Annotated in this window: 5 protein-coding genes; 2 read left to right on the top strand and 3 right to left on the bottom strand. The window is 62.9% G+C overall.

Annotated elements, in window-relative coordinates; genetic code table 11:
- Positions 1-54 precede the first annotated feature (54 nt).
- A complete protein-coding gene (locus tag BGP00_RS15925) occupies positions 55-789 on the bottom strand; it encodes an ArdC-like ssDNA-binding domain-containing protein (protein WP_292694465.1) in 735 nt (244 codons plus the stop codon).
- Between the two features lie 102 nt (positions 790-891).
- The gene (locus BGP00_RS15920; RefSeq protein ID WP_292694467.1) at positions 892-2,916 is read right to left on the bottom strand and encodes a ParB/RepB/Spo0J family partition protein; all 2,025 of its coding nucleotides are present in this window, start codon (positions 2,914-2,916) and stop codon (positions 892-894) included.
- Between the two features lie 157 nt (positions 2,917-3,073).
- Here BGP00_RS15920 and BGP00_RS15915 point away from each other — a divergent pair, with 157 nt between their 5' ends.
- Positions 3,074-3,628 carry a hypothetical protein gene (locus BGP00_RS15915; protein ID WP_292694470.1) on the top strand — a complete coding sequence of 185 codons (555 nt, stop codon included), beginning with the start codon at positions 3,074-3,076 and terminating at the stop codon, positions 3,626-3,628.
- Positions 3,597-3,779: a hypothetical protein gene (locus tag BGP00_RS15910; RefSeq protein WP_292694472.1), complete on the top strand. Its 183-nt coding sequence runs from the start codon at positions 3,597-3,599 to the stop codon at positions 3,777-3,779. Before BGP00_RS15915 ends, BGP00_RS15910 begins: the two co-directional genes overlap by 32 nt.
- Positions 3,780-3,805: 26 nt before the next feature.
- On the opposite strand, the gene BGP00_RS15905 is transcribed toward BGP00_RS15910, so the two are convergent.
- Positions 3,806-4,948 carry a strawberry notch C-terminal domain-containing protein gene (locus BGP00_RS15905; protein ID WP_292694475.1) on the bottom strand — a complete coding sequence of 381 codons (1,143 nt, stop codon included), beginning with the start codon at positions 4,946-4,948 and terminating at the stop codon, positions 3,806-3,808.
- Positions 4,949-4,981: the final 33 nt, after the last annotated feature.

Raw genomic sequence — 4,981 nt, 5'->3', positions numbered from 1 at the left:
GTCAGCGCTACGGCCAGCCTGATTACTGCCTACCGTGGGCGTCCATCGCCGACCTTACTGCAATGTTGCGGGCGGCGCAGACTGTCCAGATAACGCCACCAGTTCCTCCCTCGCTCGAATGCTGCGTTCTTTGTGATAATCGCGCAGCGTCTCACGGGCTAACCTGTCCACATGTCCACTCGCGTGGGTGACCTCATGTGCGAGTGTGGACACGAGATCGAGGTCATGATCGAAAGCCGTGCGCTCGGGCATGAAGACCTTGTCGATGTCGGGCCGGTAATAGGCGTCATGCAGGCCGTATTCGATCGGGACGCCGAGCCCTTCGAGAAAGGCCAGCGCATCGGCAACAGAGGTGCTGATGGGCGCGATTTCCTTCTCGGCAGCATCCTCGGCGCCGTCCACCTGATCGCGGTTGAAGACCACGAAGCTACGCGCAAAAAAGCGGGCGCGGCTGTCACCATCGCCGTTCGCTTCGACGGGCGCATCGCCGCGCTCGACCTTCTTCCAGAGGATGACGTGAGTGCCGATCTCTCCCTTGCGGACCTGGCCGCCATGGGCCCGCCACTGCTGATAGGTCGCCCAGATGCCCGACGCGTAGCCGCAGGCATCGGCGGTGGCCCAGAGGACAAGGCGGTTGATGCCGGAATAGCGCCGGCCAGCCACGCTGGTCGGGCGCATGACCGGAGCGCCGGAATGGTGCCAGGGCATCCGCCATTCGCCCGCGCCGGTTTCAATCGCGGCAACAAGCTGGGCAGTGACGGTGGCGTAGATGTCGTGGCGGGGTTTCATGGGATGTCTTCTCCTGATTCGAGCTGTTCTCACGGACAGGCAATCCTCCTCCCGCTTTGGCGCGGAAGGAGGATCGGTTCGGGGGCTGTTCGAGGTTGAGGGTCAGGCCGCTTGGCTGAGCGGGTCGTCGGCATCGTTCTGATTGGCCGCGTCGAGCGGCAGGTCCCCGGCATCATCATACGCGTCGTCGAGGGCCATCCCGCTGTCGATGAGATCAACCGCAACGCCGTCAAAGCGCATCACATCGGGCACCCAGGCGAGCGCCTTGGCCTTGATCTCCGGCTCGATGATCGTGTCGCCCGAACACAGGCGCGCGGCAGCCGTTGCCAGCTCGGTCTTCTTGGCCGCAGCGTATCGAAGAGCGATCTCGGGATCGAATTGCCCGAGGATGCTGAGGATCTGCGCCTTCTTGATGCGGTCGAAGAAGTTCTCCGCGCCGGGCCGCCAGTGCTGGGCCATATCGATGCCGATATCGGCGCCAAGACGGCTCTGGAACGCACAGGCGTGCGTGCCGCTCGCGAGGCTGGCCTTGAGGCTCTGACTGACGGCATAGGCGAGCCAGCCAGCCTTCACGCCATCGTCCAACGACCGGAAGGCGAGGAAGGAGGCGAAGCTGTCCTCCTCGCTGGCCCAGTCATTGGGCAGGCTGGCGCGCTGCTGCTCGAGTTCGGTCACCGCCGTGCTGGCCGGAATGCCGGTCAGGCCGGATGGCTCGTTGCGGTCGGTGATGCGAATGGTGCAGCCGGTGTCGGAGTAGCCGAAATGCCCGGCATGATCGCGGGCCAGGCTGAAGATCGCCAGATCAAGCGCCAGCGCCGGATCATGGGCGATGTGGAGCGCCAGCACGTCGCGGCGATCCTTGGCCATCTGCTCCTCCAGCGAGCGCGGCAGAGTCGCCGAGGGTGCAGGACCTTCGTCGTCGTCTTCGATGCCGTTGGCGGCTTCACCCGAAGCGCTCGGACGCCGCGCGGGTTTGGTCGAGGTGTAATAGGTTTCGAGCAGGCGCGGCTGACCATCCTTTCCCAGCACGAGGAAGGTGCCAACGTTGGGCTTGTCCTCTTCGGGGATGAGCAGGTCGGTGGCGGAGAGCTTGTCGTGCTCGGCATCGAGCGCGTTGTATTCCGCCTCCAGTGCTTCGACATCATCGCCTTCATCGGGGGCGTCGAGGATCTCGGCGATCTCGGTCATGCGGTCCGAGATTTCGTCCATACGGGCCAGTGCCTCGGCGCTGGGTTCAGCGCGACGCGGCCAATAGGCATGGAGATCCTTGGTCTCGTCATAGGTGACATGGGTGGCGAGCGTCGGCTTCACCCAGGCCAGCTTGGAACCGAGTTCGGCCACCTCGGCTTCAAGCGCCAGCTTCTTGGTGGCAAGATCCATGGCAAGATCGCCATCAAGCCAGCGGCCTTCACCCTCTGCGGCGAAGAGGTCGCGCTCGATCCGGCCACCGCAGGCGACATATTCAGCTTCGCCCAGAAAGCGGGCGATAGGATGATCGGCCGAGAGGCTTTCCTCGGCAATCGCGCGGCGGATCGCCTGCGGATTGTCGGCCTGCCAGCTCGTCGACAGGCGCTCCCACGCCGCTGCCTGCCGCTCGCGGTCACCAGTCGAGCCATAGGCCATGGCTACATCGAGCGTGATTTCGCCAGTGGCGAGCGCCGCGAAGATCGGTTCGGCCAAATCGGCCAAGCGAAGGCGGCCCTGCACATGGCGGACCGTCACGCCGAAGCGACGCGCCACAGCTTCGGCATCGGCGCCGCCAGCGACGATGTCGCGATAGGCCCGCGCCTCATCCGCCGGCGTCATGGCCTCGCGGATCAGATTTTCCGCAAGGCTGATCTCGCGCGCGGCGGCGTCCTCGTTCTCGCAAAGACGCACGTCGATGGCGTAATCCTTCGGCAGCACACCGCGTTCGATGAGCAGGCCGATCGCGCGCCAGCGGCGGCCACCGGCGTGGACATCGTAGAGAGTCTTCTTGCCCGCCGAAGGGCTGACAATCAGCGGCTGCAACAGGCCGTGTTCTGCAATGCTGGCGGCCAGGGCCTCAAGGCCAGCGTCGCCATTCGCCTTGCGGACGTTGCTCTCGGAAAGGCGCAGCTTGGCGTGCGTCAGGGTGGTGGACTGCATGATGGGGTCTCCCGCGCTTGGGTCGAGAGGCCCGGATCATGGAGACGCTTTTGCCTCCAGGGGGCCTCGCCCCCATGGCTTTCCCCTTTTCTCCAATCCGAAGGTTGGCGCGATATTTCCGTCGACATCGCGCGCCAGATGCTTGAAGTCATTGCGCATGACTTTGTGGCGCTCTCAATTCCAAGCAGCACTCGAAAAACTAGCCGAGATCAGTTCGGCTATGGACGAACTCGACCTCAAGCCGCCGATACTTGTCGGCGGAGGCGCGGTCGAACTCTACACCCAAGGCGCGGTGAACACTGGCGACATTGATTTGGTTTCGACCCAGCAATCTGCACTTGAAGCCATTATGGCAAAGCACGGGTTCATCAGGCCGAGCGGGCCAGGCGTTGCAACGCGAGGATGGATACATCCGGACCTGAAATTGGGGTTCGAGGTAGTCGGCAGCCGGTTGCTCGATGGCTATGCTGACACCAGCCTGCTCCAGATGATTGAAATCGAAGCGCATGGCACTGTAGCGGTGATTTCTGTCGAGGATCTGATTGCAGATCGCATGGGGCAATACGCTTCCGGCGCCGCCCAGGACATGCTTGGTCAAGCCAAGGCGTTATTCACTCTTTCTGAAGGCCTCGATCTCCATTATATGGAACGACGAATTCGCGAAGAAACGGCGCAGACCTATGGCGTTCAAGACCTTGAAGACGACGCGTGAGGCCATCAGCCTCGTCACGCTTGGCAAGCGCATAGCCGAGCGTCGTCTTGTCGTGGGCGCCGTCGATGTACCCCGCAATGAAGGCAAGCGGCGCACGCCATCCAAGCAAGCTCTGTTGGATGAGATCGCCAAGGCCGGTGGCCAGTGGTGATAAGCCACCGGCCTCTCTAGCCTAGATTACGCCGCAAGCGCTGCCACGATTTCCCGAGCGATGTTCACCGGCATGAACAGCCGGGTCTGATAGGCGATGATCTCGGTGAAGCAGCCCTTGGCTTTCCACGATGGCAGGGCACGGGGATCAAAGCCGACGACCTCAAGCCGTTGCTCGCCGTTGACGCGGGAACGCTTGAGGCTGGTGCCGGACAAGGCATCGATAGGCACGACCTTACCGGCCAGCGCGGCCTCCACCAGTTGATCAGGCGAGAGTGCGATACGATCGCCAATTTCCAGCTTGTCGAGCAGCATGTTGACCGCCTCGGCGGGCACGATGCGGCCGAGCAGTGACCGACCATCCTGAGTGACAAGGCGGCGAACCTGCGCTTCATCCCCCAGCAGGTTCCAGATCGGCAGCAGGCGACCGGTCGCGATGTAGAAACGCTCGGTATAGGGCTTGGTCGCCAGATCGTCGGCCTCAGTCTGCCAGGCCTGTTCGAAGGCCTCGCGTTCGCAATCGTCCCAATGACTCTCGGCGAGTTCATCGGCGGTGAGCCAGCTTCGCCCACCGGGGCGGTGCAGCGTGAAGCTGGCGACCGGCGTGCCATCATCCATCAGGCGCGAGCGGTCGGGCAACAACAGCGCCACGCGCGATGAGCGGCCATTGCGCAGCAGCCGGGTGTTGGCGCCGATACGCTTCACGATCTCGGCGAACGGAGTGAATTTGGGCGCCCATTGCGCTTCGAGGGTGAGAAGCTGCGTCGAAGCACCATTGGCATCCTCGCGCAGGATCCGCTCCTCGATGATGGTCAGCTTGTCGGCCATCAGCGTCTCGACACCGGCATCGAAGGTGCCTGCCTTGCGCGCCGCATCGATCCGCGCCTCAACCAGCCCCAAGAATTCATCAAAAACGGCGTTCTGGAGCGCGATAGGCAGCGCTAAGATGCGGTTGAGCCAGCGTTGGATCGGCGGGAGATTGTCGGTGAGGCAGCCCTCCTGCTCAAGCTGGAGGCCGGTGCGCTCGCAGAAATCAGCAAAGCCGATGCTGGTGAGCTTGCCTTGGTGCAGCAGGTGATACCAGCGGGTCAGTGCCTCGCGGGCATAGTCGCTCTCAAGGTGTGCGACGTGAAGTCGCTTAAGTAATTGTTTGAAAGGAGTTTGACTCATGAATCAAACCTGATGTTTCGTCATCAGTAGCCT

It is taken from the genome of Novosphingobium sp. 63-713, assembly GCF_001898925.1.
Taxonomy (GTDB): Bacteria; Pseudomonadota; Alphaproteobacteria; order Sphingomonadales; family Sphingomonadaceae; genus Novosphingobium.
Note: the sequence above shows the minus strand (reverse complement) of the source record. Positions and strands in the feature narration are given on the sequence as shown.